Consider the following 25,705-nt stretch of genomic DNA (forward strand, 5'->3'; position numbering starts at 1 on the left):
TGAGCGTGTTCCTGGAGGAGATGGAGGCTGCTGGCTTTGACGTCTCCTACTTCCCCTCCGGACAGATGGGGAACGCTCAGGACTTGGCTGCGCTTGTCAAGACGGAGGTACTAGACATCGGGCCGGCGAGTGCGGCGTATTTAGAGGATCAGTTCCCGCTGTCCAGCGTGTCTGACCTGCCCAGCATGACTGATGATGCGTGCGTGGCGGCCAACGCCATGATGGATCTGCTCGGAGAAGGCGGCATCCTGTACGAGGCGGAGTATAAGCGTCAGGATCTACGACCCTTGTGGGTCTCGATCATTCCCGGGTACGAGGTTATGACCGCCTCAACGCAGGTATCCACTCCTGATGACGTACACGGGCTGGTGATGCGCTCCTCGGGTGGAGCGTTCGACGTGACGATGGAGGCCATCGGGGCGACGGCGGTCAGCATGTCCGCCGGCGACACCTATGAGGCCATGACCCGCGGCACGATCGATGGGACGCCCATGCCATATGTCAGCGTTGCGTCCTACAGCTTGGAAGAGGTCACCGGATACAGCACCGAGGGGCTGAATCTGGGTTCGGTGGGCATCCCCTATGTCATCTCCGAGGAAACCTGGGATGCATTATCACCAGAAGAGCAGGCGTCGGTTCGCCGAGCCAGCGCGACCGCCAATCAATCACTGTGCGAGGGGCTGAATGAAGAGCGCGAGACCGCCCGGAAGCAGATGTCGGACGCCGGAGTCTCGTTCACCCGCATCGAGGGAAATGACGCCGATGCATGGGATGCCGTCTTGGCCGATGTCCGCGTCACTTGGGCTCGCAGCTTGGACAAAGTCGACCTGCCCGGCAGCCAGGTGCTGCGGGCCTACGAAGAGGCGGTGAAGCGCCATGAGCAGTGAAGCGTCCACCATGAGCAGGGAAGTGCTCTCCGAATCACCACGCCCCCGAGGGGTGCTGGATCGGATCTATGCCGGGGTCGCGAAGGGATCGCAGTATGTCGCCTTCGCGGCGCTCTTGGTCATGATGTTCGTGATGGTGGCTGAGGTGCTTATGCGGTACTTCGTGGGAGAGCCGCTCGGATGGAATATCTCCTTGATTGAAAAAATCCTGTTGCCGGGTCTGGTATTCCTCGGCTTGCCGTGGGCCTATTCCGTCGGGGCTCACGTGGCTGCCGAACTGGTCTATGACCGGTTGCCGTCTGGGGTCCAGCGCGTCCTGGATTGGGCGGCCCGGGTCCTGCTGGTGGTGTGTGTGGTCGCTTTGGCCTATGCCGGAATGCTGGCCGCCGCGGAGGCTTTCGCGCTTGGTAGTGCTCCCCCGCCGCTCTCATCACAAGTGCCCGTAGACACGTGGATTTGGCGCAGTTTCCTCCCCGTCGGCGCTGCACTGATGCTGGTGCTGGTCCTGATCGACGTGGCGCGCAGCAGTCCTACCTCAAGGAGCGAGTCATGATCGTCCTGCTCATCACCCTTCTGATGCTCGCCTTGATTCTGGCGAGGGTCCCGGTGGCCTTCGCGATCCTGTCGACGGCCATTCTCGGGCTGCTGCTCCTCCTCGGTCCGGAAGCGACGCTCGGGGTCCTGCAGACCATCCCGCAAAGCGCGGTCAGTAAGAACTCATTGGCCGCCATCCCGCTGTTCATCCTGATGGCTCAGTTCATCATGCACAGTGGCGCCCTGAACGGATTGTTCGAATCAGCCCGCGTGCTCGTCGGCCGAATTCCTGGAGGCACAGCCCATGCCGCTGTTGGTGCTGGGGCCGTCTTTGCCTCCGTGTCGGGCTCATCCACGGCGGCGGCTGCAACCCTGGCGCACACTTCGACCGCCAAGCTGATTGAGCAAGGCTATGACCGCAAGCTGAGCGCCGGTGTGGTGGCAGCGGCCGGCACGCTGGCCGCCATGATCCCGCCGAGCGTCCTTCTGGTCTTTTACGCGATCACGGCGGAGACGGGAGTGGGCCCGACCCTTGTAGCGGGGTTCATTCCTGGCCTATTGGTCGCCGCTTCCCTCATCGTGGCCGTGGCCGTCATCATCAGTACCCGTGAAGGCGCTGCCCCTCGAGGCGAAGCGAGCACCTGGTCCGAGAAAGCACGGAGCCTGACAGCGCTGCTGCCCATTCTGGTCCTGTTCGTCGTGGTGGTGGGTCTGGTTTTCCTCGGTATCACCACGGCCACCGAAGCAGCTGCCATTGGAGCACTTGGTGGGCTGCTGCTGATGATCGTTCGCCGCAAGTTCACGGGTCAGAACATGAAAGAGGCGCTCTCTGAGTCCGTTTCGTCCTCCGTGATGATCTTGACCATTGTTCTGGCGGCACACGTCTTCGGGCATTTCATCGTGGAAAGCGGTATTACGCCACGACTCGTCGAGGGAATCTCGCAGCTGCCCATTCCCCCTTTGGCTATTGTCGGGGTGATCGCGTTGGGATACCTGATTCTCGGTTTCTTCATGGACCAGCTGGCCATCATCGCCCTGACGGTGCCGGTCACTCTGCCTGTCGTTGAGGCTCTCGGGTTCGACCCGATCTGGTTTGGCATAGTCGTGATCCTCCTGGCCGAGGTCGGCCTGATCACGCCTCCTTTGGGGCTGAACGTATTCGTCGTGGCCAGGGCGTCTCGGATGCCGATGGAAACGGTCTTCGCCGGATCCATACCCTTTGTGATCGCGATTCTTGCGGTTGGACTGCTGTTGTTCTTCTTCCCCCAATTGGTCTTGTTCCTTCCGGAACTGATGTGAGGTAGCAATCGATATGGATACCCGAAGAGAGATGCAGCAACACGGGCCTTTGGCCGGAGTAACCGTGCTGGAGGTTTCCAGCGTCGTCATGGCGCCGATGGCCGGTCGGATCATGGCCAAGCTCGGAGCTCAAGTCATCCGCGTCGAGCCACCCCAGGGGGACGTTATCCGTCGCACTGGTGCCGCGCGGCATGAGGGGATGACCGGAGCTGCTCTCGCGCTCGGCGATGGCAAGCTCAACATCGCGGTGGATCTGCGCACGGAGGCGGGACGCGCAGAACTGAGAGAGCTGATCGCGCGCAGTGACGTCGTCATCACCAACCATTTGCCGAAGCGGCGGCCTGGCTTCGGTCTTGACTGGGAGTCGGTGCGGGAAATAGATGAGACAACGATCCTGTGTACTGCTCAAGGCTATTCCAGCCTCTCCGAACGGGCAGACGTCCCCGCCTACGATGACACGGTGCAAGCGGCCGCCGGCACCTGCGACATTTACGCGAAATCCGATGGTGTGCCGCGCTACGCCCCGTATGTCATGGCTGACAAGATCTGTGGTCTAACGATGGTCTACTCGGTCCTGGCGGCCCTGCATTATCGAGACCGAACTGGGCAAGGGCAATGGGTGGACGTGCCGATGGTGGATGTGATGGCTGATTTCAACCTCATCGAGCAGCTCAATGACTACACCTTCGAACCTGCCTTGGGCGCCGCCGGATGGCATCGCACCTTGGCGCCGGCCAGGAAACCGCATCCCGCGCAGGACGGCTGGGTCTGCGTCCTTCCGTACACGGACCAGAACTGGAAAGACTTCCTGCATCTTGCCGGTGTCGTGACCACGAAGAACGACGCCGTCCCGTTTCCCACGAACAGGGATCGCAATGCACACACTGAAGCGGTTCAAGGAATCATCGCTGACTACGCGGCGACCAGATCAATAGAACAAATCGTCCGTGAATGCAGCGAAATTCGTGTCCCCGTCCAGCCGGTCAACACCATCGAGTCGCTGATGCGGGACCCGTATCTGAGATCCCGCGACACAGTAGAGCTCATCGAGCATCCCTCCGAGGGAAGAATCTGGAGAAGCACCCCTAACATCGGCTTCAGCGCCAGTCCCTTAGGGTCCGTCCGGGTTGCTGGGAACATCGATCAGGACCGGGATGAGATCATCGAGACCCTGTTCGAATCCGCCACCAAGGAGAGCTATGTCTAATCAGGTATCAGAGAGTCAGCCCGTCATCATCCCGTGGAATCGGTTGGAACCATATACCCCTCCCCGCCATACTGGCACCGTCAATCATCGCTTGCTGGAGGGGTCGGTCACTGAGGACGAGTTCAACATCGTTCACGGAGCCATCGAGTACGGCGGCGAGGCGGAAGCCCACTATCACAGCCGGAGCGTCCAGTTCCTTCACCTTCTGTCCGGAGCTTGTCGGGTAACGCTGGACGACAGCACGGAGGAACTGGCGGCGGGAGACTCCGTGTACATTCCGATTGGTGTCCGTCATCGGGTGGAGGTCACTTCTCCCGAGGGGATCACACTCATCAACGTGTATCAGCCGGCGCTGGCTGCGGATGACATCCTGGCGTGAGCACCGATGACTGAGGGACACCGGACGGTCAGTAGGGTCGTACGCATACTTGAAGCGGTCGCGCGCCGTCACGACGGAGTCACCTTAATGGAACTGTGCCGGGAGCTGGATGCGCCGCGTTCATCGGTCCATGGCTTCGTCCGAGGCCTTGTGGCTGAGGGTTACTTAGAAGAGCGTGACGGAAGTGGGGGTTACGTGCTGGGTGTAGGCGCTCATACCCTCCTTGCAGCCTCCAGCACGTCGCTGCTTGAGATCGTGCGGCCAGTGATGCGCGAGCTCCGCGACCAACTCACCGAGACCGTCACCCTCTCGGTCCCTGTAGGTCGGGACATCGCGTACGTGAGCTCGCTCCAACCGGACCATCCGATCACCTACTCGCCGCGCCTCCACACACGCCGCCACCCCTGGCCGACCAGCACGGGAAAAGTCTTCTTAGCCTTTGGTGCCTTCGGTGGCGAGTGGACAAACGCGGACATCCAGCGCGAACTCGGCCCCAACGCCGTGACCGAAGTTGCCCAAGTTCTTGAAGATGGCTTCGCCACGAACATAGGCGAATCCGTCACCGACGTCGCCGCAGTGGCCGTTGGCGTAGAGATCTCCGGTCGAATGGTTGCAGCTTTGTCGATGGGCGGCCCACGGGCTCGCATCGAACCTCGGCTAATGGACGCAGCCAGTTTGGCGAACGAGCTGTTGGTTCTGAAGGGTCTAAGTTCCCTGCCCCGCTCAACTCTAGCGCCCTAGAGGAGCATTTCCGATGGTGGCAGTAGTAGCTCAGGCGAGGACGTGAGTGCAGCGGTCCCGTCCAGTTCTTTGACTACCTCTGCCATTCATGGAGTTCTCGGACAGGTCTAGTTACGCTTTGGCGGCGTTCCGGGCGGCGTGCTGCTCGTAGTAGTCCTTGGAGGCTTCGACGTCGTTGCCGTAGGACTGGGTGCTGTAGTGCTGGAGCTTGACCAGGGCCGGGGGCAGCCCGGACGTGGAGAGCACCGCCCGGCCCCGGGGCAGGGCGGCCAGGTCGTTGACGTCCAAGAGGCGTTCGCGCTGGATGGCGGTGGACACGGACCGGCCGCCCTTCTGGGTGGAGGTGGTGCGGCGGGTGACGTCGTGGTCGCCGATGAGCTGGGACAAGAACGGCAGGAACGCCGAGTCGGAGAGTCCGGAGCCGGCGACGCGGATGTTCGCGGCACTCCAGAGTTTCTTCATGCCTTTCTCGCCGAAGGCTTCCAGGCCTTGGTCCCAGCCCTGGAAGAAGGAGGACAGCACGATCCCGCGGGAGCCGTAGTGGGAGTACACGTCGGGCAGCTGCCGCCACCGGACGACGTTGGCGACCTCGTCGAGGACCCCGGTCATCGGTGGGGAGAGTCGGCCGCCGGGTTGGCGGGCGGCGATTTCCTCGGCCTCGGTGAGCACGGCCACGGCCAGGGCGCCGGCGATGGCGCGGGTGGACCCGGCGCCTTCCTTGGAGATCAGGTACAGGGTGTCCGTGGAGGTGGCGAAGCGCTTGGGGTCGAACTCGGCGCGGCCGAGGACCCCGGTGTCCCGCACCCAGGGCACCACCCGGTCGTAGGACAGCACGTTGACCCAGGGGCGCATGGTCCCGTAGACGCCGTCACGCTGCTTCGGGGTCAGCTGCTGGATCTTGGCCAGGGACGCGGCCACCGCGTCCTGGCCGTGCTCGAGCAACAGGTCCCGGGGGGTCTTGTCCTCGGGGGCCTGGGCCCAGGCGAACACGTCCGTGATGGGCCGGCCGGCGATGGCGGCGGCGTAGAACATCATCGACAGCAACCGGCGGCCGTCCGACTCGAAGTAGGCGTCCTGGGTGGCCCCGGCGCTGGTGGCCGAGGACACGAAGATGTCCGCGAGCATCTCGGCCCGCTCCATCGAGGTGACGAAGGACAGCGGGTTCCACCACCAGGTCGGTTCCTCCCCGATGATGCTCTGGACGTCGTGGACCCAGACCACCCCGGTCCTCGACCGGGGACCCCGGGTGAGGTCCACCAGGTCGCGCTTGTTCGACGTCGCCACCACCGGGCCCTTGGTTTCCAGGACCTGAGGCACGCACACGGACGTGGTCTTGCCGGCCCTCGGGCCCATGAGCCAGATCTGCACCCATTCCCAGGAGGCGAACAGTCGCTTGCCGTTGTTGACCAGCTTGGCCAGCGGCACCCCCGGCCCCGCCCCGGTCGCCCGCAGACGTTCGGCGTCGGCGGTCATGGCCGGTTCGGTGAGGGCCTCGAACTCGCGGGCCTTGGCCATCTTCGGGGCCAGGTGGTCCACGCGGCTGCGCCGCTTGGTGGTGCGCAGGGCGACCACCACGAACGCGGCCCCGAGGCCGAGCAGCAGCAGCAGGCCCGTGCAGAACACGGCCAGCTGCACCCCGCCCACAGGGACCTGTCCGGTGGCCTGCGCGGCGAGCAGGTCCACCGGCCCGGTGTCGGTGTCGGTAGTCGGGTCGAGCCAGGCCCCCACGGTCCAGAGCACGACGACACCGATCAGGGCGGTCAGGGCCCCGGCGGCCAACACCCACCCGGTCTCGGCCGAGGCCGGCTGAGTACGCCTGCCGGGCCGGGGATCGGAGAACATCACTGCACCATGTCCCAGTCGCGGTTGGTGTTGGTGTTGTCGATCTCCAGGTCAGTCAGCTGAACGTGCAGGGGCACCCCGGCGTCCTTGCCGGTCTTGAGCAGGAAGTTCCCGGCGCCCGGGCGCAGCCCGGCCTTGCCGGTCCAGGCGTCCACGGGGGCCTCGGCGATCCAGTCCGAGAGCTGGGAGACCTCGGCGCGGGACAGGCCGAAGACCTCGGAGAGGTTGCCCATCTCGCCCTCGGCCAGCCCGCCGAGGAACACCATGGCGGAGCGTTCCACGAACCCCCAGGCGGTGGCCGTCAGGTGCGGCTCGGCCAGTTTCAGGTCGTTCATGGTGTGGGTGACCATCACCTGGGCCATCATCCGGCCCCGGTTCAGCCGGGTGATCGCGTCGATGAAGTGCACCATGTCGGCCGAGGCCCGCAGGATCCGCCACAACTCGTCCATCACCAGCAGATAGGTCTTGCGCTTCCGGCCCTCGTCCGCGGCCAGGTACGCCTCCGCAGAGACGGTCGCGGAGCCGAGGTTCCAGCACAAGGACTGCACGGCGGCCATGAGCACGTGGTCGTTCTCGTTGACCCCGGAGATGTCGAACACGGCCGGCCGACCGACCTGAATGTGCTCCGAGGTCGGCTCGGAGAACATCGTCCCGTACATCCCCGACGGGCCCAGCGAGATCAACGCGTCGAGCACCTCCCGGACGCGCCCGTCGTAGGCGGCGTCGTCGTCGTTGGTCAGGGTCACCGCCCGCAGGCTGGCCGGCCGGGCGGTGATGTGGGCGATGACCTCGTCCAGCAGCGGCGGGCTCGTCAGCTCGGGGTCCAGGTCGGCCAGGGAGGTGGCGAGCACGGAGCGCTCGTGCGGGGCGAGCTCGCGACCGAGCATCATGCCGACGACGCCGGCGATCAGGGACCGGCGCCGGGAGGCCATCTCCTCCAGGGCCTTGGCTCGCTCCTTGGGGTCGCGGATGCCGGCCAGCCGGCCCACGATGGGCCCCAAATCGAGGGGGTTGATGTGGCCCTGGCCCGGGGAGAAGCGGATGACCTGGCCGCCGAGGTCGGCGATGGTGTGCACGTAGTCCGGGCGGGTGTCGGCCAGCACCAGGGGGATGACCCCCCAGTCGGCCAGCACGGTGATCCACCGGTGCACCAGGGAGGTCTTGCCCAGCCCGGGCTGGCCGAGGATGAACGCGCTGGGGTTGGAGATGATCCCGGCCCGGAACCACGAGACGGGGTCGGCGCACACCAGGGACCGGCGGCGCAGGTGGTAGCCCAGCGGGGAGCCGATCACCGGCAGCCCGGCCCCGGCCGAGAACGGGTAGAACCCGCACACCTGCACCGTGGTGCCCTGCACCTCGAAGGGGGCCTCGATGACGTCCACCGGGCCGCCGGCGGCACGGTTCCAGCCGCGCGGGCCGGGCCGGTGCCGGGAGGCCTCCCGGGCCTCGGCCCACCGCTGGGACGCCTTCGGGCGGGCCCGGCGCTCGGCCCGCTGGCGCTTGGTGTCCTCGCGCTTGAGCCGGGCCAGGTCCTTCTTCGACAGGGTCAGGGACTCCCCCACCGTCGGGGCCGGGGGCGAGAAGAGGTCGGTCATCAGAAGAACTCCCGCAGGGTGTCGGGGATGAGCATGTGATCGGGCAGCACCAGCCCCAACGGCAGGCCGGCCTGGAAGGTCACCGCCTGGTTCGCCAGCGCCGGGCGCACCCGCAGCCGGGCCGGGGCCACCAGCCCCGGGATGCGCTTGTCCCAGGGCTTGAGCTCGTCCTCGGAGGTACCCGTGATGGTGACGATGAGCCCGAACCGGGTCAGCCCGGCCCCCTGGGCCTCCTCGGCCGCGGTCTTGGCCGCGGCGGCCTGGCGCAAGGCGGCCCGGGCGTTGCGCCGGGTCTGGGACCCGGCGAACGCCGCGTCGTTCTGTTCCTGCTGGACCAGGGCTGTGGTCCTCTCGGCCGGGATCGGCCGGTACAGCAGGGTCACCCGCTTGCGCAGCAGCCCCGGGGAGGGCTCGAGGACGCGCTTGAGGGAGTTGGCGGTGAAGTTGCCCGCCGGACCCTGGTACATCGTCCACGACTTCGACACCGCCCGGTCGTGCCGGTAGTGCTCGAAGGAGTCCTGGGCGAACGACGGGCCGGCGTCCTCCCAGCCCAGCCCGGTGCCCCCGGAGGCCTGCATCTCCTCCACGATCGAGGCCACCGTCGGGTCATAGGCCACCCGGGTGAAGTCGATGATCTGGGCGGCGGTGCACGCCTTGACCGACCCGGCCCCGGTGCCCTGCAGGCCCCCGACCAGGCCCGGCAGGCGGGTGCCGATCTCCTCGGCCATCTCCGCGAGCCCGCGGTCCCCGGCCTTGCCGTCGCGGCGGCGCCCGTCGAACGTCACGGCCACGCGGGCCACCAGCTGCGGAGCCCCACCCTGGTAGGTCTGCCCGATCCGCTCGGTGACCCCCCGGGCGTAGTCCGGGGACTCCTCGACCCGGTTGGCCTCGAGCAGCCCGGTCAGGCGCAGCCCGGAGTCCGGGGCGGACTCCACGGTCACCGAGGCCCCGCGGATGCCCTCGTCCAAGCCCCGCTGGGTCAGCCAGGCCCCCCACACCGCCACCCGGTGGTCGACCTGCTCGCGGTCCACGAGGGAGTCGCCGTCGGGGTGGGCCTCGATCACGACCGAGTAGTTGTAGACCCCGGCCCCGGCCACTCGGATCAGCCCGAAGGGGTTGCCGTAGGAGTCGGTGAACTCGGCCAGTTCGGACTTGGCCATCAGTCCGGGCAGGCGGGTGGCCCCGTCCGGGGTGCCCTTGCCGGTGGGCCCGGCCAGGTACACGTCCCGGCCGGACTTCTCCTTGACGCGCTGTGCCAGTCGCAACGTGATCCTTCCGTAGATACTGCGTCCTTGCCGGGTGGTCACCTTCAGCAGCAGCACCGCCACCGCGGCCAGCGCCACGATCCCGAAGGCAAGCACCCACCGGCCGGTGGCCAGGAACAGGATGCCCAGCAGCACCACGGGGACCAGGGCCAGGCTCACCCCCATCGACAGCCCACCCAGCCCGGAGCGGCGGGGCACGGTCAGGTTGCCGAACACCTGCGGCTCGATCCGGACGGACTCGGCGGACGTCGTGCTCATCACTGCTCTCCCTCGTCATCCAGGACCCGGTCCACCCGGGCCCTCTGCGCGGCCTGCGAGGCCCCCTGGCCGGCCTGGGCGGCCTGGTTGACCCGGTTGACGGCCGCCGCCCACCGGCCCCGGCCCTCGGCGGCGCCGCCACCCTGGGCCGGCGCCACCGGGGCCCCACCGGCAGAACCCGAGGCGGGCTGGCCGGTCCCTGCCGACCCGGACGGCCGTCCGGCCGTCCCCGGGGCGGCACCCCGCGCGGCCGCCCCGCCCGCAGTGCTCCCTGCCGCAGCGGAGGAGCCCCCGGGGCCCGAGCTGTTTGAGGAGCTCGAGGTGGTCGAGGCGGTGGAGTCCGCGCCGCTTGCTCCAGTCGGAGCCGCCGCTGACGACGAGCCCGACGCTTCGGCCGCGCCGAAGGCACCCGTCCCCGCACCACCGACACTGTCCGTCCCGGCCGCTGGGGCGGCGCCCGACGCACTGCCGGCACTGTCCGAGCCACCGGCCGTCGCAGAAGCGCCCGGGGCAGTCGAGCCACCCGAGGGAGAGCCGCCCGGGGCCGCTCCCCCGCCACCGCCCGCCGGGCGTCCTCCGCCCGCGCCACCGGACCCGGTGGAGGCAGCCGCAACCGCAGTGCCCATGCCACCCCTGCCTGCTCCCCCGGCCAGCGCCCCGGCGCTCATGCCACCGGCCAGCACGGACGCTCCCGCGGCCACGCCCGCGGCACCCGCCAGGGCGGCCCCGCCGGAGAAGCCTCCAGCCCCTGCGGCCGCGGCCGGGACGACGAACTTGATCAGCCCGGGCAGGGCGAAGGCGGCCAGCACCAGGATCAACAGGCCGGTCAGGGCCGAGACGAGTCCGGCCCCCAGATCGGAGTTCTGGGAGAAGTCGGTGTCATCGACCATCAGGCGGAACCCCAGCGCGTAGATCCCCGCCGCCACCGGCTTGAACAGCAGCAGGGCGACCAGCCACCCGTTGGCCTTGCGCCAGGCCTGGTTGCCCGCCTCCGTGCCGGAGGCTGCGGCCAGGACAGCGATGAAGGCCATGAGGATCACCAGCATGAGGTTCCGGAAGATCATGAACATGAAGTTCACGATCGCGCCCAGCAGCATCAGCAGGTAGACCACGAACGCGACCCCGAGGTTGCCGTTCAGGGCCACCGTGGACGGGATCAGGACCTCCATCGCGGCGCTGAGGTTGGGCGAGTCCAGGGACGAGTTCGCCTCGGTGGACCGGTCCAGCAGCCACCGGGCCGTCTCGTCACCCGCGGTGAGCAGGATGGGGACGGCCGCCATGTAGACGCTCGTGGCCAGCACGAGGTTGACGATCGGCTTAGCCAGCTGCACCGCACCGGACCGGACGTCCTCGGTCATCACCAAGCGGATCAGGCCGAGGAAGAATCCGATCACGGCGAACACCCACACGAACCAGCTCAGGTCCTGTTGGAGCAGGCTCAACCCCACCGACTCCAGGTTCGGCGGTGGCACGGCCATCCACCAGGTGCCGATGATCTTGGCCATTTCCACGGCCCCGTCGTAGAGACCCTCGACCATGTCCGTGAAGGCGTCATTAGCAACTTCACCCGCAACGCATCCAAGGTCACCGAAAGTGCAGCCTGCCATGACCTGCCACTACCGCCAGGCGATGTAGTTGCTGGTGTCCTCAAGGACAGAGATCCGGGGGTGATCGCCGGCGCCTTCAAGGTTCAGGCGCCAGTCGCTGGCATCCTCGTCCCAGACCATTTCCATCACCACAGAAACATTGGTCCCAGCTGCCCTGACCCAGTAATCGATGGTTGCACTGCTTTTGTCAGCTGCGAGGACGCGGAAGCCTTCAAAGACGGCACGTTCATAGTCCGAGGAGCCTTCCGCCACGCTCTCAATGGCGGCATCGCGGCCCGGTCCGGGCAGTGCTGCTTCTTCAACCCCTGCACTAACGGCCGCGAACAGATTAGGACCAGCGATGACAGCACCCGAAGGGGACTGTTCGAAGCAACTCCAGAAAGTCTCCTTCTGATTGGACGGCCCGTATTCAGTCGAGGTTGGAACCAGCCACTCATGTGGATGGGTCTTCCAGACGGTTTTCGGTGCCTCCGTGGGCAGCGCCTGGTCCGCGCCCTTGGTGTTGCAGGCGGCCGCCGTCTCGGCTGCTGGCTGCTCGCGTGCGTCCTCCGCGGTCGGCGTGGCCGGGGCGGTGGCGGTCGGGGTGGTGTTCGGGGCGGCAGTGGTGTCCTTGGGCCAGATGACCACGCCGACGATGACGCCCACGATGATGACGACCAGCAGCCCGCCGGAGACCCACCAGCCCAAGTCCAGGGTGCCGCGGTCCGTTTCGGTGTTGTTGTTCTTGGCCATGTTGTTCCCCCTCCTTCGGTCGGTGTCGGATGGGCCTTAGACGAAGACGCGCATGATCGTCCCGGCGCCGGTGGCCAATCCGCAGACGATGATGGCGATGGCCAGGCCCTTCAGGCCCTGGACCTCGCGGCCGGTGAAGGCGGCGAAGACCAGGGAGCCGGCGGAGGCCAGGAAGCCGGCGACGCCGATGATGATGACGATCCAGCTGATCCAGTTCAGCAGGGTCGTGATCCCCTCGGTGCCAGGGGGCTGTTCGGGGGTCGGGTTGGGGATGACGCTGGAGATGGTGGCGGCGTTGGCCATGAGCTCCATCAGCATGGGGGGTTCTCCTTATCGGTGGGTGCGGAAGGCGTGGATGATCTTGGTGATCCTGCGCGGCAGGCGATCGGGGTCCGGCTGCAGGTGCCGCCAGGCCTCCATCCACGGCAGGTGAGCGCCGCGGGGGACCTTGCGCGCCAGCCTCTTGACGGCCTTCTTCTGGCCATCGGTCAGCACTGGGCCGTCATCGACGAGTACCAGCCCCAGCAAGCGGGAACTGGAGGGCAGGTGGCCGGCGCCCCACTGGTTCGTGAACGCCTCGGCCGCGGCCAGACCCGCATGGTGGGTGCGGGCCACGGCGAGCACGTCCAGAGTGGGCAGGGGGCGGGTCCACCCGCCGGGGACCGGCCAGCCGGTGCCGGCGTCCAGGGCGTCCTCTCCGAAGAGCGAGGCGAGGGTGGAGGTGCCGGCCCCGCCGTGCAGGCCGAACACGGTGACGGCCCGGAAGTCCGTCACAATCGTCTGCGGCCACCCGGTGGTGTCCTCGGGGAGGGCTACGGTGACGTGGGCCGGAGACGCGGGGCCGTGCTGGATGACGTCGTGGTCCAGCAGGTCCTCGAGGGTGTCCGCGGCGGGCCTCGGTCTGGTTTCGGGCGCGACGACGAAAGGGTTTCCCCGTTGGGCCATGACAGCTTTCTCCCCCTAGCATGTGTACGGCCAATACAGCCAACATAAGCAACCGCAAGCACATGCGTCAATCTCGTCCATTGAGCCTAATAGGTTTAAGTGGCTTGACGCGCTCCATGTGCCTGTGTGAACAATGGAGCGTGATGATGAACGATCCGAAATCGGTCGATTCACTTCTGGAGGGCCAGCCCGAGCTGCTGACCACCGACGAGATCGCGGAGTTGATGCGCGTCAGCCAGGGAACCGTGCTGCGGTGGATCAAGGACCAGGGGCTGCCGGTGATCTCGGTCGGTCCCCGGTTGCGCCGGGTGCAGCGCGGGCACTTCCGGGACTGGCTGCTGCAGGCAGACGAGATCAAGGACTGACGTTTCACCTCGGGGGGGTAGTGGACGAGAAGGCGAGCTTCGACGTCGAGTCGGTTCCGGCGTTCCCGCTCCTGACCCTGTGGTGGGACGAGGACGCTGGCCGCACCGAGCTCAACGGGGTGCCCGTGGAGGTCACCCCCGGCCAGGACGTGCGGCAGGCGGCCATCGGGGCCGTCGCGCGGCAGGTGGGTGAGCGGGCCCTGGACGCCGTCCGGGTCCGGGTGCTCTCTGCCACCGGGGAGGCGTGGGACATGGTGGTCACCGCCAGCGGAGGCGTCTACGACACCACCGCCGAGGAGTCGGAGCCGGCCCGGCCCGCCGCGGCCCAGCGCCGACGGTGGCTGCTCATCGGCGCCTGCGCCCTGGGCGGCCTCGCCCTAGGCGGGGTCGGGGCGGCCGTGGCCGTCTCCGTCGCCGGGGACGACGCCACCGAGCAGTGGGTGGTGCCCGGGGCGGACCAGCAGATCCCGATCGCCCTGCCCGAGCCGTTCTCCCCGCGCGCGGCCTGGTCGGTGCCCGTGGCGGAGGACTCCGACGTGGCCGTGCTCGACACCGGACACGTCCTGTCCGCCGATCCCGACGGCACCCTGACCGCCCGGGTCCCGGAGACCGGCCAGCCGGCCTGGCGGGGCACGGGCGCCCCGGAGGACCTCACCACCGCCGTGTACACCGACTGGGCCGGCACGCCCTCCCTCGTCGCCCACGCCGGGACCGAACTGCGCGTGTGGGACCTGCGCACCCCTGCCGACGGGTCCACCGTCCCGGCCGCCTCGGTGCGGCTGGAGCATTCCTGGCGGGTCGAGGTCCGCGGGGCCCGACCCCTGGTGGACAAGGGTCACTGGACCGTGGGCCTGCCCGCTCCCGGGGCTCGCCTGCACGACGTCGTCATTCCTGCCGGCTCCCGGGCCTTGACCGCCACCGCCGAGGGCCACGTCATCACCGCCTCGGCCGCCACCTTGCACACCGTCACCGTCGAAGGCACCGTGACCGCCGAACGTCCCTTGGCGCCCCCGGCCGGGACCACCGGCGCCCCGGACGCCTCGTGGATGCTCGACGCCGAGACCGCCCTGCTCGGCTGGGACACCGACGCCGGGGACACCGTCATGGCCCTGGTGAACCTCGCCGACGCCACCACCCTGGCGACCGCCGAGGTCCCCCACGCCCCCGACCAGCGCCAGCAGCCCCTGGTCGACCCTGCCGGGCGCGCCGCGGCCTTCGACACCCTCGCCCTCACCTGGGGCGAGAAGCCGGTGCTGCGCCCGCTGGAGCGGTTCGAGACCGCCACCGTGGACGGGACCACCGCCTACGGGCTGGCCGACCGCACCGACCCGGCCAGCCTGGACCTGGCCTCCCTCGACTCCGCGCCGCAGCCGTGGTCGACGTACACCGATGAGGACCCCGCCCCGGACCTCGTGGACGACGGGGCCGCCTACGTCGTCGCCGACACCTTCGAGTCCACCGTGCTCTACCGCTCCGAGCCCGATTCGACACCGGCCGACCCGCAGGAGAAGTGATGATCCGCATCCAGATGGCCTCCCCCACCCGCGCCGTGCTCCACGACGGCGACCAGACCGCCGAGGTCACCTGCGCCGACGGCGGCCAGCTCATCGACGCCGTCATCGAGCACCTCGTGCGCCGGGCCCGCCGCGACGGCACCCGGCTGAGCGTGCAGACCGACGACACTCCGCCGGCCTGGCTGGCCGTGGACCCCTCCGGCACCGTCGAGCAACTCGACCACCAGCCCGACCAGCTCCCCACACCTCAAGAGGCATCCACTGCCCCCACATCGGGGGTGAAGGGTGCCCGCGAGGACGTGGTCGCGGTCGCCGCGCCGGCCGAGCCCGCACTGGCCGCGGTCACCACCGGTCCCGCCACGCGGCGCGCGAACTCCTTCACTCCCGCGCCCCCGCAGCCGGCGTCCGCTCCCGCTTCGGCGGCGGCTGAGGCCGTCGCCCCGGCCGGGGCCGTGGAGGCGCCCCGGCGCAGCCTGCGGGAGACCACGTTCCTGGTCCCGGACACCACCATCGAGCCGGCGGGGCAGGGCTGGCGGGCCGCCCTGAACCGGCTGGGGCTGCGCATCCCGCCCTCGGTCGCCGAGCTGGCCGAACGGGCGGACGTGGCCACCGTGTCCCAGCACTGGCCCGGGCCGCGCACCGTGGCCGTGGTCAACCGCAAGGGCGGGGCCAACAAGACCCCCACCGTCGCCCTGCTGGCCGCGGTGCTCGCCCGCTACGGCGGCGGACCCGTGCTGGCCTGGGACAACAACGAGTCCCAGGGCACCCTGGGCTGGCGCACCGAACAGGGACCGCACACCGCCTCCGTGCTGGACCTGGTGGACTCCTCCACCCGGCTGCTCTCGCCCGAAACCTCCACGGCGGACCTGGCCCACTTCGTGCACCACCAGCCGGCCGACCGGTACGACGTGCTGCGCTCGGACGGCAACGACGAGGGCGACCACGAGGTCACCGCCGAGGAAGTCGACATCGCCCACAGCGTGGCCTCCCGGTTCTACCGGATGATCATCATGGACTCCGGCAACACCGCCCGCTCGGCGAACTGGCGGCGGATGATCCACCACACCGACCAGCTCGTCGTCCCGGTCACCGCCATGGAGGACCGCGCCGAGGCCGCCCTGCTCACCCTCCAGACTCTCGAGGCCCGCGGCGGGCATGACGCCGAACTGGCCCGCAACGCGGTGGTCATCGTCTCGGAGTCCACCGACGCCGCCCGCGGCCTGGGCGGGGAGGCCCTGAAGCGAGCCCGCGCCGAGGCTGCCCGCATCGCCGAGGGGTTCACGCCGCTGGTCCGGGCCGTGGTCAGGGTCCCCTACGACCCGGCCCTGGTGCGCGGGGTGATCCGCTACGACAACCTGCGACCGGGCACCCAGCGGGCCTGGCTGGCCGCCGCCGCGGCCGTCGCCCAAGGCTTCTGAGGACGCACCGACGTGGACACCTCCCGCTCCCTGCTGCCCGTCGGCGCCGCGGCCGCCGTCGTGGGCCTGCTGATCCTGCTGCCGGTGGTGCTGCTGACCCTGAACAACCAGGCCCAGCCCGCCCAGGCCGGGTGCGCCCCCGTTGGGGGCGCCACGGGTGGGGTCCCCGAGCAGTACCGGGCTGCGGTGGATGCCGCCGCGGCCGAGGCGGGGGTGCCGGCCGCCCTGGTGGCCGCGCAGATCGAGGCCGAGTCCGGATGGAACCCCACCGCCGTCTCCCCTGCCGGGGCCCGCGGAATCGCCCAGTTCATGCCCGCCACTTGGGCCGACTACGGGGCCGGGGCCGACCCCTTCGACCCGGACGCCGGCATCGGCGCCCTGGGCCGGTACCTGAAGGACCTGCGCGGCCAGGTCGGACACCTGGCCCAGAGCGAGGCCCAGCGCCTCGAGCTGGTCCTGGCCGCCTACAACGCCGGCCCCGGAGCCGTGCTCCAACACCAGGGCGTCCCGCCCTACGCCGAGACCGCGAACTACGTGCAGAGGATCACCCGGGCCGCCCAGCTGGACTACTCCGCCGACTGCATCCCCGTCGGCGGGCAGATCCTCGGGGACCTCGGCACCGGGCAGTGGACCCACCCGCTGCCCGGCGGCAGGCTCACCAGCACCTTCGGGGCCCGACCCTGCCCGGCCGGGGTGCCCTCCTGCACCCAGTACGTCACCAACCACGCCGGCATCGACCTCGCCGGCGGGGGCACCGTCGTGGCCCCCACCGACCTGGTCATCCGTGCCGCCGGGGACTCCATGCCCGGGCACGAGTACATGGGCACCTTCGTATTGGCCACCATGACCGAGAACCCGGAGCTGAACTTCCAGTTCCACCACTGCGCCCCCGGCACCCTGCGCGTGGCCACCGGGGACACCGTGGCCGTCGGCACGCCCCTGTGCACCGAAGGGGCCTCCGGCAACGCCTCCGGGACCCACCTGCACTTCCAGATCACCACCCCGGCCGCCCCCGGGGACGTCCCCAGCCGGGAGCACGCCGTGGACCCGCGCCCGATCCTCGCCCAGAAGGGAATCATCCTGTGAGACGACCCTGGATCGCCCTGACCGCCACCGTGGCCGGCGGCGCCGCGGTCGGTGCCACCGCCGCGGCCCTCATCGTCCCTGCACTCGCCCCGGTGACCCCGGCCCCGACCGTGACCCCCTCCCCCGCAGCCGCCACCAGCGCCCCGGCCCTTACCGAGCGCGAAGGCCTCGCCCTCGAGGCCGCCCGCATCATGACCACCTGGACCCCGGCCGAGGACCACAACCGCACCGCCGCCGAACAACGCGCCCGGCACCTGATGACCAGCCAACGCGCCAAGGCCGTCATCGCCCCCGAGCGGCCCGCCACCGGATCCGAATGGCTCGAGGCCGCCGAGCGCGGCGCCACCTCCAGTCCGACCGTGGAGCTCAACACCGCCACCGAGCTGAGCGACACCGGGGTCTCCGTCACCGCCACGTGGACCTGGGACTCCCCCGACGGCAGCGAGATCCCCACGGACCCGGCCATCCAGCCGCGCATCTACTTCTTCGAGTTCACCGAGGACAACGAGATCCATGACTACACGTATTAATTTTCCTCCGGCGTGTCATACGGAGCCAAGTGATTTCAGAAACCTTAGTGTGGTGTACATGACTACACAGGTCCGTTCTCGCCGAGCCGGCCGCCCCTCCAAGGGCGAACGGCATGTCATGACTGCCCGCGTTCCCGTCGCCACCGCTGAGATCGTTTTTCGTCTTGCCGAGGCCCGGGGCATTCCCGCCAGCGAATTCATTGCCGAAGCAGTGCAGGAGAAACTGGCGCGCACCGACCTGTCCTTCGTCGAGACCCAGCAGGAGCTGCCGCTGCAGAAGAGCGCCTAGAAACAGCAGAAGGACCCGCGCCAACGGGTCCTTCCACAGAAATATTTGATTTGTCCGCCCATGACCTCGAGGGCTAGCAACCGATTAGGTCACGGGCTCTACCTTCTGCGTCCGCCAAGACGCTTCCGGAGGCTCGATGCCTACTATAGCCGTACCCACCACTGCGCGAAAAGCGACCACGCCACAGCCGTGTCCCACCGCTGCCTGGTCCCTGACCCGTGCCCTGAGTCCGCGCCCCAGCGTGCGCGTGGCTGTGGCCGATGCCACCGGTGCTGTCCTGAACCAGTACGGCTCCCACCGGCGCACGAACGCCGCTGCCCCGGCCACCCCTTGGGCCGTCTACCTGGCCGGCACCGACCACCGGTACCGCCTCCTGGCCTTCGACCTCGACGCCAAGAACCCCGGCACCGCCGCACTGGCTGCCCGTGATGCCGAGACCATTGCCGGCCTGCTCCGCGACGCCGGTCTGTCCGCACTCGTCTGTGCCTCCGGTCCCTCCGGCGGCCGCCACGTCTGGACCGCCGTGGCCGACTCCGTCGAGGCCGACACCGTCGCCACCCTCGCCCGCCTGACCCGGCACCTGTGCCCCACCCTGGACCTGGCCCCCCTGACCAACCCCGCCACCGGCTGTGTGCGCCCGCCGGGCACCCCTCACCGGGCTGGCGGTGCCTCTGCTGTCCTCGCCGGGGACCTGGACAGCCTGCTAAATCCCCCTGGCACCGCCGGCCACGTGCGGGGCCTGGTCGAGCACCTGGCCACCCTGGTCGGTGCGTCCGAGCCGGTGGGTCCGCTCGAGGCGCACCGGCCGGTGCCCCTGGACGACCACGGCCACCCCTACCTGCCCGGCCCGCGCCGTGAGCTGCCGGCCCCCAGCCGGGCCGCCCTCGCCGAGGACGCCTCCGCAGGGGATGCCTCCGCCGTTCTCTGGCGCGTGCTCATCGGGGCGGCCTTCGCCCGCTGGAAACACGCGGACATCGCCGCCCTCGTCGAGACCAGCCCCGGGCTGGAACACCTGCGCACCTACCGGCACTCCACCGGCACCACCACCCACCGAGCGCGCCGCACTCCTCAGGACGCCGCCGCCACCCTGGCCCGCCAATGGGCCAAGGCCGTGACCCACGTGGCCACCAGCCCTCGGCAGATCGGCGAGGACCCCACCTTCGACGCCCGTGCCGACGCCATCGCCGCCCACGTCCGCGACCTCCAGGGCCGCGCCGATGCCGCCGCCGGACGCTGGACCCACGGCCGGGGCCCCGCCGACCGCCGCATCCTCGACGTCCTGTGCCTACTGGCCCTCCAAGCCCTCACCCCCGAGCTCGAGGCCGACACCCGCCGGCTGGCCCTGCTGGCCGGTCTCGGCCGCGAGACCGCCCGCACCGCCCTGCTGCGACTAGCCGCCGACGGGTGGATCACCCAGACCAAGGCAGCCGAGGGACCCCACGGGGCCCACTGGAGCATCCACCCCCACCGCGATATCCACAGTCAGGACCTCATAGGTCGGTCACAAGCGGACCCGCGCCCCGCAGGGGCCGGGGTCGCAGAGAGACTCACGCTGCTCGCCACCCTCACCGAGCGCACCCGCGCGTGCGCTCACGACGTCTTCACGCTGGGACCTGGCCTCGGGCACCTGGCCGGGAACCTCTACGCGCGCACGACCACGGAATTCCTTAGCCTGGGCGACCTGACCGCCGCGATCGGCGGCACCCTGGCCCATACCGCTCGCATCCTCGACCGCCTTACCAGTGCCGGCCTGCTCATCCACTCCCCCACGGGGTGGCGACGCCACACCACCGACCACCGCCACTCCGCTGCCAAGCGCCTCGAGGTCGATGGTCGTCTGGCCGAACGGGCCGCCCGCTACCGCGTCGAGCGCGAGCTCTGGGCCTGGTGGCAGGCCGAACAGGCCTGGATGACCGCACCCCGCCGGACCGCGGCCAGCCGACGCGCCGGCCCTGGCCAGCTCACGCTCACCCCTGAGCTCGGCACCAACGCCTACGGTGCTCACCCCCGGCGCGCGGACGGTAAGGCCGACTACCGCCAGGCCCGGCGTCTGCTCAGTACTGGGAGGGCGCTTACCGGGCGCCGACGGCCGGAGCGCTCGGCCGCTGCAGCCTGAACGACCAGGCCGCAAGAACCAGTCCACCCCTCCCCCACCGACCGTCTACCCGTATCCCGGGCATGACGCTCCTTGAGATACCCCACTGCGGTCCTCTCGGGTTATGTCGAAGACTGGCTTCCAGAGCTCCTCCACGACAGAAGGGTGCAGAAGACCACCGCGAAACCATGGGGCTGGGGATGGGGCACCATGGCGGGCCCCTCCCCCACCAGCGGACGGCCCAGTAAGGTCTGGAACGGACGGCGGGCGGCCGTTGGGAGACTCCGTCAGCACGCCACCGTGCGCGTGGCTCCCCGTCTCCCCGGCCTCATTCCGTGCCCCGTGTGTCCGGGCACCATTCGGACGGGCCGTCCTTCACCGCCTCGACCAGGCGGCGGGGCGCAACCCCCAGACCTCCTTCGTGAGTAACAGACTCGCAGACTACGAGAGTCCGGTAGTTCGGGACTAACAGAGTTGTGGCCCTCCGCCGCCGACCTTGGGAGATAACGGCGTAGGCGAAGCAGCCACAGGGCTTGTACCGGCCGAGTCGATCATCCCCTTTCTAGCGTCCCCCCAGGGGCCTGGCGGTTTGAGCGCCGTCCCGCCTTTGCACTCCTGCCCTGCCGGAACCGCCCTCCCCTCTTCCCCGTGGCCACGGGGTGCCCCTGCATCAGGATGTGGTCAGTAGGAGTCTGTCACGCCGGGAGTCTGTGAGTACGGGACTCTGGAGCCCCGGGAAAGCGCATGCCCCCTAGCGCCGACAGGAGAGGTAAACACTCCACAGAGCCTCGAACGTGACTGACCCCGACCACTAGAGACCAGCCCCGTTCGCCTTCAGGTAGACGGGGCAAACTGCCGGCGCTCGACAACCACGCAATGCCGGAGTCTGTTAGTAACAGAACCATGTACTGACGGATATGTGACGAGGGCTTGCATCCACGAGGAGGCCGCACGTGGCACGTCCTTCCCATCGTGCGCCCGTGTCAGGGTCCCCACCCGTTGCGTCAAGAACACCCGAAGTCTGGTACTGACAGAGTCCCGTACTGCGGGACCGACCCCAGACGACCCTTCCGGCTGCCAGCCGGTGATGTCACTGCCCCGGAGCCAGGGGGCGAAGGCGACTCGCTCGCCATGCTCGGCAACTAGCGAGGGGTCTCGAGAACGCGGAAGTAAGTCCTGCGAAGCGTGCATCTTTCGGCGCTTCTAATAACAGAGTCCCTGAATGACAGAGTTTGGGAGACAGGGTGCGCCGCCATCCGTGGACGAAGGGCACGCCCAACGTAGCCCTACTGGCGGAGCCGCTGGCATCCCTGCCGGGAGGGGGCTTGGTCGCGGGGAAGGAAGGGCTTTGGCCGCCCGGCCTCGCGACCAGGGTGGCCCGAACTGCTCGATGACTCACAGGCTCACTGAGTCTGTCAGTGACGGTGTCTGCGAGTGGCGGCGTGGCGGTCTCGCCTTCTCGTTCATCTTGCCTAGTCTCAAAGAAACAGACGGACAGACTCCAAGGGTCTGTCAGCCACAGAGTCTGTAAGTTCGAAGACCGTCGTCGGGCATCAATCCAGGAGAAGGGAACGCGGATGAGGATCGTCGCCGTAGTCAATGAGAAGGGCGGTGTCGGCAAGACCACCACCGTCATGGCCCTAGCGGCCCTCGCGGCCGAGACCGACCAGGTCCTCGTGGTTGACCTGGACCCTCAGGGGTCGGCCATGGACTGGGGGAGTGCTGCCGAAGCTGCCGGCAAGGAACTGGCGTTCCAGATCGTCACGGCGCGGAACCCTCAGGACCTGGGTCAGATGCGGGAGCTCGACTTCGACCTCATCATCGTGGACACCCCTGGTAACCTCCAGAACGCCGATCTGCTGCGGCAGATCGCCGAGTACTGCGACCATGTCATCCTGCCGACCGAGCCCACGGCGATGGCCGTCCGGCCCCTCGTGCGCACCTGGCAGGACGTGGTCGACCCCACCGGCACCCCCTATTCCGTGCTATTGACCCGCACCGACCCCCGCGTCCCACGCGATGTGGAGGACACCCGGGAGCTGCTATCAGGCTTGAGCCTGACGGTGCTCGAACCCCACGTGCGTTCCTATAAGGTCCACGAACGCGCCTCCATCGATGGGACGGTGGTCACCGGATACGAGAAGAATCGGATGAGCGAGAAGGCCGCCGGGGACTACCGCGACGTGCTCACCGCCCTGCGCGAGCAGTGGGAGTCCGAGGACACCTCGGTCAAGGGTGGTGTCGCCTGATGGCCAAGGCCCGCATGACTGACCTGAGTGACCTCCTGACGACCAGGAAATCGTCGGCGCCCGCTGCTGATCCTGCGGTCCCTGCTGAGACGCCAGCTCCTGCTCCGCGCCAAGAAACAAAGAAGTTGGGCGAGGAGAGCGCGCGGACCTCCAGTGCTCGAGCGGGCAGGGCCAAGCCTGCCGCGCCCCAGGTGAGCGCGACGCCGGCGACCCCCGCAATCCCCGCGGGCCTGCCCCGCTACCTGACATTGATCCGCAAGGAGTCGCGGATCACCCAGGCTCAGGCGGACCAATTGAGCAGCCTCGTGCGGTCGCTCAACATGGCCCGTCGAGGGGAAGGAGAGCGGATCACCGACAACACCCTCATTCGGGTTGCGATCGGCCTGTTGCTGGAGAGGGCCGAGGAACTCCAAGGGACAACTGAGGCAGAGCTCTTTCACTCGATGGGACTCGACCCTATGGAGTGACAGACTTCCGAACTAACAGACTGCCGGAGTTGAGGAGTGGCCTCCATAAGACAGGTGCACGGATGTCTTCCTGAAGCGGTGGGGGAAGGAGGAGGCGGCGGCAACGCCCACCCGTAGGTGATCAGCATAAGAGGAAGCGATATCTTCCCTGCGTTCTGAGGAATCGGGAGTTGATCATCGGCCGCCACTCATGGTGGGGGAGTGGTGCGTAAAGGGCGGGGACTGGCGTTGACCCGGCTCATCGGTAAGGTCAGACCTACACCGAGCCTCCAGGAGAACCCATGTCAGACGTCAGCCCGTACCCCGCGGGCGGGACCCCCCGGACGTTCATCCGTTTCCAGGACGCGGTCGACCAGATGGACACGGACGAGATGGCGGCGATGCGTGCCATCCTGGGGCCGAACAAGCAGATCGTCGGGGCCGACTCCCAGGGCGGGACCGACCCCGACGCCTCCGACCGCACCGCGGCCGATCTGTCCTCCCTGCCGAAGGGTGCCGTGTTCATCCAGTGCGACGCCGCTGGGCGCCCGCGCGGAGGCAAGGTGACCAAGCGAGCCGGGGATGCATACGAGTTCGAGGCCCTGCCCGGCCGGCATCATGACACCGACTCGGCCGCCCAGTACGGCCCGTACCTGCTGGTCTCCGTCCCCAGTGAGCGGGCCGGCCGCTGGCGTTGAGGCCGCGGCGGGAGTCGGGGGAGTGGTCCGCGCACATGCAGTCCATGAGCTTCCCGTTCTTGTTCCGGCCGCCGTATCGGCCCCCATCGGGCTCGGCTTGCGCGGCACGACCGACCTCCCCCGCAATGTAGTGCTTATTGTTCTAATCCAGCGGCGATGAGCGCTCGACGCAGGCTTCGCCAGCCCCTTCTAGGAACGCGGCTCGTTAGCCAGTAAGTGCCGATATGTCGCTCAGACGGAATGCAGGAGCGCCCCCGCGGTAGGTGAAGCATTCCCGGCGTCGGGAACGGCCCTTGGGTCGCTTTGTGGATGCCCTCCTGCCCTTTCACGAGTGCATCCTTTGCCGCGGTTGTCCTTATTCGACTGACTAGGCCGGACGACTGGACACGGACCACTCATGAGGACTGGCTGGTCGCGCTGTGGGAAGCGGTTGGGCGCCGGTTATGGACCGGGCATATTCCCGGCTGGATGAGGGCAGACCTTCAGCGGCTGCATCACACGAGAATCTGCAAGAACGGATTAGCGCGCTTGCGCAGCCCTGCGTTACGGAGAAGGCGAAAGGGTCACACGTGCGAGCTCGGCAAGAAGATCCTTTGCCCGCCGGTCCTGGTTCTCGGCGAGCATCTCGTTGGTCAGGAAAGAGAAGCCGATGTTCTTGTCGGGCCAGGCGCCATGTAATCCTCCGCCGGCCCCGGAGTGCCCGAAGGCCGGCGCGACGGGTCCATAGGTGCCGATGGGGTCAGCGAGTTCGTAACCGAGGCCGAAGCGCAGGGGGCGGTCGTTGATGGCGTCCAGCCCCTCAGCCCACGTGGTCGTTGCGGCGGACAGGGCTTCGCCGCTGACGACCCCTCCTGCGGATTCGACCAGACGTGAGTAAAGGTTTGCCATGGCATCGGCAGTGGCGATGCCACCTCCGGCCGAGAGCTCGCCTCGGCGCATGCCAAGGCTGTTGAAGGGGTCCTTGTCCTCGGCTAGGAGGCTCCGGTACATACGCTCGACGATCTTGCGCCTCTCCGGGTCCTGCAGGAAGGTGCTGATGGCGTAGCTCTCCGAGCGGAAGATCGTCGCGACACGGTGGTCGAGTTCTTCGGGTAGACCTAGGTAGATCTCCAGTCCGAGAGGTTCGCGGATGAGCTCGCCGATCAATCGGCCCACCGGCTTGCCTGTGGCCCGGCGGAACACCTCGGTCATCAGGTATCCGTAGGTGGTCGCATGGTAGGCGACCTGCTGGCCGGGTTCCCAGAGGGGTGCTTGGGCGGCCAGTGACCGTGCATTGGCCTCGTTGTCGAGGTGGGCATCGTCGCCCTGCGGCTCGGGATCCACGTAGGGCAGCCCGACGGTGTGGCTCAGGACCTGAGCCACGGTTACGGACTCCTTGCCACCGGCGGCGAACTCCGGCCAGTAGTCAGCAACGGGCTTGCCAACGTCAAGCAGGCCGCGATCCGTCAGCATCGCGGCCAGTGTGGCGACCACGCCCTTGGTGCCGGAGAACATCACGGCCATCGTCTGCGCGGTCCAAGGACTCTCCACCTCCTCCGACGGTGCCGTGCGCTTGTCGGTGCTGCCGCCGTAGAACCGGACCACCGGTTCACCGGCGCGGTAGACGCAGAACGCCATGCCACCGTGGGCCTCGGCCAGGTGCCGGGCGAAGACCCCCTGCAAAGCCGAGAAGTCCTGCGCAGGCAGTCCGCCGTCGTTATGGCTGGCGAATTCACACTTCATGG

Annotated in this window: 24 protein-coding genes; 16 read left to right on the forward strand and 8 right to left on the reverse strand. The window is 68.4% G+C overall.

Going from position 1 to position 25,705, the window contains the following annotated elements:
- The first annotated feature begins 5 nt into the window (after positions 1-5).
- From dctP to E7744_RS14910, 6 genes are all read left to right on the forward strand, one after another.
- Positions 6-887: a TRAP transporter substrate-binding protein DctP gene (gene dctP, locus E7744_RS14885; RefSeq protein WP_246858707.1), complete on the forward strand. Its 882-nt coding sequence runs from the start codon at positions 6-8 to the stop codon at positions 885-887.
- Complete coding sequence (locus E7744_RS14890; protein ID WP_137775137.1) at positions 877-1,440, forward strand: TRAP transporter small permease; 564 nt, start codon at positions 877-879, stop codon at positions 1,438-1,440. Before dctP ends, E7744_RS14890 begins: the two co-directional genes overlap by 11 nt.
- Positions 1,437-2,720, forward strand: a complete 1,284-nt coding sequence (locus E7744_RS14895; protein WP_137775138.1) for a TRAP transporter large permease — start codon at positions 1,437-1,439, stop codon at positions 2,718-2,720. Before E7744_RS14890 ends, E7744_RS14895 begins: the two co-directional genes overlap by 4 nt.
- Positions 2,721-2,784: 64 nt before the next feature.
- Positions 2,785-3,927: a CoA transferase gene (locus E7744_RS14900; RefSeq protein ID WP_210417240.1), complete on the forward strand. Its 1,143-nt coding sequence runs from the start codon at positions 2,785-2,787 to the stop codon at positions 3,925-3,927.
- Positions 3,920-4,306: a cupin domain-containing protein gene (locus E7744_RS14905; protein WP_168199876.1), complete on the forward strand. Its 387-nt coding sequence runs from the start codon at positions 3,920-3,922 to the stop codon at positions 4,304-4,306. Before E7744_RS14900 ends, E7744_RS14905 begins: the two co-directional genes overlap by 8 nt.
- A gap of 6 nt (positions 4,307-4,312) precedes the next feature.
- Positions 4,313-5,047, forward strand: a complete 735-nt coding sequence (locus E7744_RS14910; RefSeq protein WP_137775141.1) for an IclR family transcriptional regulator — start codon at positions 4,313-4,315, stop codon at positions 5,045-5,047.
- 111 nt (positions 5,048-5,158) lie between these two features.
- Here the strand turns inward: E7744_RS14910 and E7744_RS14915 are convergent, their stop codons facing one another.
- The 7 genes from E7744_RS14915 to E7744_RS14945 all read right to left on the reverse strand — a co-directional run bounded on the left by E7744_RS14915 (position 5,159) and on the right by E7744_RS14945 (position 13,291).
- Entirely contained in the window at positions 5,159-6,889 is a 1,731-nt protein-coding gene (locus tag E7744_RS14915) for a type IV secretory system conjugative DNA transfer family protein (protein WP_137775142.1), read from the reverse strand.
- Positions 6,889-8,484: a hypothetical protein gene (locus E7744_RS14920; RefSeq protein ID WP_137775143.1), complete on the reverse strand. Its 1,596-nt coding sequence runs from the start codon at positions 8,482-8,484 to the stop codon at positions 6,889-6,891. The genes E7744_RS14915 and E7744_RS14920 overlap by 1 nt, the downstream gene beginning before the upstream one ends.
- The gene (locus E7744_RS14925) at positions 8,484-10,007 is read right to left on the reverse strand and encodes an SCO6880 family protein (RefSeq protein WP_137775144.1); all 1,524 of its coding nucleotides are present in this window, start codon (positions 10,005-10,007) and stop codon (positions 8,484-8,486) included. The genes E7744_RS14920 and E7744_RS14925 overlap by 1 nt, the downstream gene beginning before the upstream one ends.
- Entirely contained in the window at positions 10,007-11,545 is a 1,539-nt protein-coding gene (locus E7744_RS16535; RefSeq protein WP_137775145.1) for a hypothetical protein, read from the reverse strand. The genes E7744_RS14925 and E7744_RS16535 overlap by 1 nt, the downstream gene beginning before the upstream one ends.
- A 78-nt stretch (positions 11,546-11,623) precedes the next feature.
- Positions 11,624-12,346 carry a hypothetical protein gene (locus E7744_RS14935; protein WP_137775146.1) on the reverse strand — a complete coding sequence of 241 codons (723 nt, stop codon included), beginning with the start codon at positions 12,344-12,346 and terminating at the stop codon, positions 11,624-11,626.
- A 36-nt stretch (positions 12,347-12,382) separates the two neighbouring features.
- Positions 12,383-12,664 (reverse strand): hypothetical protein, encoded by a 282-nt coding sequence (locus E7744_RS14940; protein WP_137775147.1) that lies wholly within the window; start codon positions 12,662-12,664, stop codon positions 12,383-12,385.
- Positions 12,665-12,676: 12 nt separating this feature from the next.
- Positions 12,677-13,291: a DUF6668 family protein gene (locus E7744_RS14945; protein WP_137775148.1), complete on the reverse strand. Its 615-nt coding sequence runs from the start codon at positions 13,289-13,291 to the stop codon at positions 12,677-12,679.
- Between the two features lie 146 nt (positions 13,292-13,437).
- Here E7744_RS14945 and E7744_RS14950 point away from each other — a divergent pair, with 146 nt between their 5' ends.
- The 10 genes from E7744_RS14950 (at position 13,438) to E7744_RS14995 (ending at position 23,981) form a co-directional block, all read left to right on the forward strand.
- Entirely contained in the window at positions 13,438-13,656 is a 219-nt protein-coding gene (locus E7744_RS14950) for a helix-turn-helix domain-containing protein (protein WP_246858694.1), read from the forward strand.
- Between the two features lie 20 nt (positions 13,657-13,676).
- On the forward strand, positions 13,677-15,170 hold the full coding sequence (locus E7744_RS14955; RefSeq protein WP_137775150.1) for a hypothetical protein: 1,494 nt from the start codon (positions 13,677-13,679) through the stop codon (positions 15,168-15,170).
- Positions 15,170-16,588, forward strand: coding sequence for a chromosome partitioning protein ParA (locus E7744_RS14960; RefSeq protein ID WP_246858695.1), 1,419 nt, complete (start codon positions 15,170-15,172; stop codon positions 16,586-16,588). The genes E7744_RS14955 and E7744_RS14960 overlap by 1 nt, the downstream gene beginning before the upstream one ends.
- 12 nt (positions 16,589-16,600) lie before the next feature.
- Positions 16,601-17,674, forward strand: a complete 1,074-nt coding sequence (locus E7744_RS15890; RefSeq protein WP_168199878.1) for a transglycosylase SLT domain-containing protein — start codon at positions 16,601-16,603, stop codon at positions 17,672-17,674.
- The gene (locus tag E7744_RS14970; RefSeq protein WP_137775151.1) at positions 17,671-18,204 is read left to right on the forward strand and encodes a hypothetical protein; all 534 of its coding nucleotides are present in this window, start codon (positions 17,671-17,673) and stop codon (positions 18,202-18,204) included. The genes E7744_RS15890 and E7744_RS14970 overlap by 4 nt, the downstream gene beginning before the upstream one ends.
- Before the next feature lie 58 nt (positions 18,205-18,262).
- On the forward strand, positions 18,263-18,493 hold the full coding sequence (locus E7744_RS14975) for a ribbon-helix-helix protein, CopG family (RefSeq protein ID WP_168199879.1): 231 nt from the start codon (positions 18,263-18,265) through the stop codon (positions 18,491-18,493).
- Between the two features lie 247 nt (positions 18,494-18,740).
- Positions 18,741-20,609, forward strand: a complete 1,869-nt coding sequence (locus tag E7744_RS14980) for a hypothetical protein (RefSeq protein ID WP_137775153.1) — start codon at positions 18,741-18,743, stop codon at positions 20,607-20,609.
- 1,556 nt (positions 20,610-22,165) lie between these two features.
- Entirely contained in the window at positions 22,166-22,837 is a 672-nt protein-coding gene (locus tag E7744_RS14985) for a ParA family protein (protein WP_137775154.1), read from the forward strand.
- A gap of 191 nt (positions 22,838-23,028) precedes the next feature.
- The gene (locus E7744_RS14990; protein WP_246858696.1) at positions 23,029-23,304 is read left to right on the forward strand and encodes a hypothetical protein; all 276 of its coding nucleotides are present in this window, start codon (positions 23,029-23,031) and stop codon (positions 23,302-23,304) included.
- 281 nt (positions 23,305-23,585) lie between these two features.
- Positions 23,586-23,981 carry a hypothetical protein gene (locus E7744_RS14995; RefSeq protein ID WP_137775155.1) on the forward strand — a complete coding sequence of 132 codons (396 nt, stop codon included), beginning with the start codon at positions 23,586-23,588 and terminating at the stop codon, positions 23,979-23,981.
- Between the two features lie 543 nt (positions 23,982-24,524).
- Here the strand turns inward: E7744_RS14995 and E7744_RS15000 are convergent.
- Positions 24,525-25,703 (reverse strand): serine hydrolase domain-containing protein, encoded by a 1,179-nt coding sequence (locus tag E7744_RS15000; RefSeq protein ID WP_137775156.1) that lies wholly within the window; start codon positions 25,701-25,703, stop codon positions 24,525-24,527.
- Positions 25,704-25,705: the final 2 nt, after the last annotated feature.

The sequence above is a fragment of the Citricoccus sp. SGAir0253 genome, assembly GCF_005877055.1.
Lineage (GTDB): Bacteria > Actinomycetota > Actinomycetes > Actinomycetales > Micrococcaceae > Citricoccus.

Excerpts from the sequence above, each read along its gene's own strand:
- E7744_RS14940 (WP_137775147.1), bottom strand. The coding sequence starts at position 12,664 with ATGCTGATGGAGCTCATGGCCAACGCCGCCACCATCTCCAGCGTCATC.
- E7744_RS14935 (WP_137775146.1), bottom strand. The coding sequence starts at position 12,346 with ATGGCCAAGAACAACAACACCGAAACGGACCGCGGCACCCTGGACTTG.
- E7744_RS14995 (WP_137775155.1), top strand. The coding sequence starts at position 23,586 with ATGTCAGACGTCAGCCCGTACCCCGCGGGCGGGACCCCCCGGACGTTC.
- E7744_RS14915 (WP_137775142.1), bottom strand. The coding sequence starts at position 6,889 with ATGTTCTCCGATCCCCGGCCCGGCAGGCGTACTCAGCCGGCCTCGGCC.
- E7744_RS14960 (WP_246858695.1), top strand. The coding sequence starts at position 15,170 with ATGATCCGCATCCAGATGGCCTCCCCCACCCGCGCCGTGCTCCACGAC.
- E7744_RS14890 (WP_137775137.1), top strand. The coding sequence starts at position 877 with ATGAGCAGTGAAGCGTCCACCATGAGCAGGGAAGTGCTCTCCGAATCA.
- E7744_RS14920 (WP_137775143.1), bottom strand. The coding sequence starts at position 8,484 with ATGACCGACCTCTTCTCGCCCCCGGCCCCGACGGTGGGGGAGTCCCTG.
- E7744_RS14905 (WP_168199876.1), top strand. The coding sequence starts at position 3,920 with ATGTCTAATCAGGTATCAGAGAGTCAGCCCGTCATCATCCCGTGGAAT.
- E7744_RS14985 (WP_137775154.1), top strand. The coding sequence starts at position 22,166 with ATGAGGATCGTCGCCGTAGTCAATGAGAAGGGCGGTGTCGGCAAGACC.
- E7744_RS15000 (WP_137775156.1), bottom strand. The coding sequence starts at position 25,703 with ATGAAGTGTGAATTCGCCAGCCATAACGACGGCGGACTGCCTGCGCAG.
- E7744_RS14925 (WP_137775144.1), bottom strand. The coding sequence starts at position 10,007 with ATGAGCACGACGTCCGCCGAGTCCGTCCGGATCGAGCCGCAGGTGTTC.
- E7744_RS14895 (WP_137775138.1), top strand. The coding sequence starts at position 1,437 with ATGATCGTCCTGCTCATCACCCTTCTGATGCTCGCCTTGATTCTGGCG.
- E7744_RS14910 (WP_137775141.1), top strand. The coding sequence starts at position 4,313 with ATGACTGAGGGACACCGGACGGTCAGTAGGGTCGTACGCATACTTGAA.
- E7744_RS16535 (WP_137775145.1), bottom strand. The coding sequence starts at position 11,545 with ATGGTCGAGGGTCTCTACGACGGGGCCGTGGAAATGGCCAAGATCATC.
- E7744_RS14975 (WP_168199879.1), top strand. The coding sequence starts at position 18,263 with ATGACTACACAGGTCCGTTCTCGCCGAGCCGGCCGCCCCTCCAAGGGC.
- E7744_RS14945 (WP_137775148.1), bottom strand. The coding sequence starts at position 13,291 with ATGGCCCAACGGGGAAACCCTTTCGTCGTCGCGCCCGAAACCAGACCG.
- E7744_RS14950 (WP_246858694.1), top strand. The coding sequence starts at position 13,438 with ATGAACGATCCGAAATCGGTCGATTCACTTCTGGAGGGCCAGCCCGAG.